General features: G+C 38.3%; 1 protein-coding gene. It reads left to right on the forward strand.

The features are described 5' to 3' along the window. Window positions 1-235: 235 nt before the first annotated feature. On the forward strand, window positions 236-2,481 hold a 2,246-nt coding region (locus IE867_RS14270; RefSeq protein ID WP_192485380.1), incomplete at its 3' end, for a type I restriction-modification system subunit M.

Here is a 2,481-nt window from a genome sequence, read left to right on the forward strand (position 1 = left end):
AAAGTTTGAAGGTTAAAGCTGGCATGATCATGACATTTAAGTCTAAATAAATTCACAACACCATGAATAGTTTGACATAATCTCTTTGCACTTAGAAAAGCTAGCTAAGAGTTACGCTAAGGCTGTTCACGATTATATGGATACATAAAAAACGTATCCTAAGTTTTCCCTAAAACCGTGCAGGAGTAAACTTGGATTAAATGAACATTTTATCCTGCTAAAGGAAGAATAATTTATGAATAAACAACAACTGGCCGCCAAAATCTGGGAATCAGCCAACCAGATGCGCTCAAAAATTGAAGCGAATGAATACAAAGACTATATCCTTGGTTTTATTTTTTATAAATATCTAAGTGAGCAACTCGTGCAGTTTGTCAGCATCCAAGGTATGAGTAGTCAAGAGATTAAATCCTTGAATGAAGGCGATAGCGATACCGTTAAATTTATACAAAGAAATTTAGGTTACTTCATTGCTTATGACGATTTATTTTCGACGTGGATTGATCCTGAGTTTGATTTTGATGAGTCTAACGTTCGCGATGCACTTTCGGCATTTAGTCGTCTTATTCACTCGAATCACAAAAAGTTATTTGAAGGCATTTTTACCACATTGGAAACTGGCTTAAGTAAACTTGGCGAAAGTGCTGGTAGGCGCACAAAAGCGATTAGTGATTTACTACACCTAATCAAAAGCATCCCCATGAATGCTCAGCAAGGCTATGATGTTCTGGGCTATATTTATGAATACCTAATTGAAAAGTTTGCCGCCAATGCCGGTAAAAAAGCTGGTGAATTTTACACACCGCACGAAGTCTCAGTGCTGATGTCACAAATAATTGCTCATGAGTTAAAACACAAAGATACTATTGAAATTTACGACCCAACTTCGGGCTCTGGCTCTCTACTAATCAATATTGGTGAAGAAGTCGAGAAATATGCAAAAAGCAAAGACAGCATTACCTATTATGCTCAAGAGTTAAAAGCCAACACCTACAACTTGACGCGTATGAATCTGATCATGCGTGGCATAAAGGCTAGCAACATTAAAACTCGCAATGGTGATACCCTTGAGGACGATTGGCCTTATTTTGATGAAAATGATCCACAAGGCACTTATCAAGCTTTATATGTCGATGCTGTGGTGTCCAACCCGCCCTACTCACAAAACTGGGATCCAAGCTTTAAAGAAAATGATCCACGTTATTCGCGTTTTGGTCTGGCACCAAAAACCAAGGCAGATTTTGCTTTTTTGTTGCATGATCTTTATCATCTTAAACCCGATGGCATCATGGCCATTGTGCTCCCTCATGGTGTTTTATTTCGTGGCGGTGAAGAAGGTGAAATTCGTAAACAACTTATCGAACAAAACCACATAGATGCAATCATTGGTTTGCCCAGTAACATCTTTTTTGGCACCGGCATTCCTACGGTGATTTTGGTGCTCAAACAAAAACGTCAAAATACCGATGTACTGATTGTGGATGCTTCCAAGTACTTTATAAAAGAAGGTAAAAACAACAAGCTTCAAACCAGTGACATCAAGCGCATTGTTGATGCTGTAACACATCGTGACAGCATAGAAAAATTCTCACAATTAGTAAGTAGGCAAACCCTGCAAGACAATGGCTATAACCTTAATATTCCACGATATGTTGACTCTTCAGCAGCCTCACCAAGTTGGGATTTATACGCCACTATGTTAGGCGGTATTCCTAACAGTGAAATTGCTGAGCTACAACACTACTGGCAATCATTTCCGCAATTACACAGTGCTCTATTTATGGCAAAATCTAGTGCCTATAGCGAATTAGTCATTGCTAAAGGTGATTTAAATTCGGTTATTAGCAACCATCCGCAGGTATTGGAATTTATTGCCGACTATAATCAGGCCTTTGAAGGTTTTGACGATCATTTAAATAAAGTGCTTATTCAAGGTTGGCAAGATGTTAAACGCAACCAACAAGAGACCGAGCTCAGTACCTATTTATTTGCTCGCTTAAGCCACATGGACTTAATCGATAAATACCAAGCCTACCAATACATGAGCAACCAATGGCAAATCATCAGTGCAGATTTGGAAATGATGCAAACCGAAGGCTTTATCGCGACCAAACAGGTTGACCCTAATATGGTGATAAAAAAGAAAGACGGTAAAGATGTAGAAGTGCAAGACGGTTGGAAAGGTCATATAATGCCGTTTGAGCTAGTGCAGACAACCTATTTAAGCAAAGACTTAGACTTGTTACAAAACCAAGAAGCAAAACTGGCAGAAGTGATCTCTCAAATTGAAGAGATTATTGAGTCGTTCACAGAGGAAGAAAAAGATTCTTCAATTCTTAATGACAAAAATGATTCTTTTGTGAGAAGCGAGTTAAGCAAAAAGCTTAAAGAGATATATAGTGATGTTGATTCAGAAGAAATTCGAACAATCGGAGAATATGTTGACTTGCTCGAGAATAAAGCCAAAAAGCCAGAAAAATT

It is taken from the genome of Cysteiniphilum marinum (assembly GCF_014857925.1).
Classification (GTDB): Bacteria; Pseudomonadota; Gammaproteobacteria; order Francisellales; family Francisellaceae; genus Caedibacter; species Caedibacter marinus.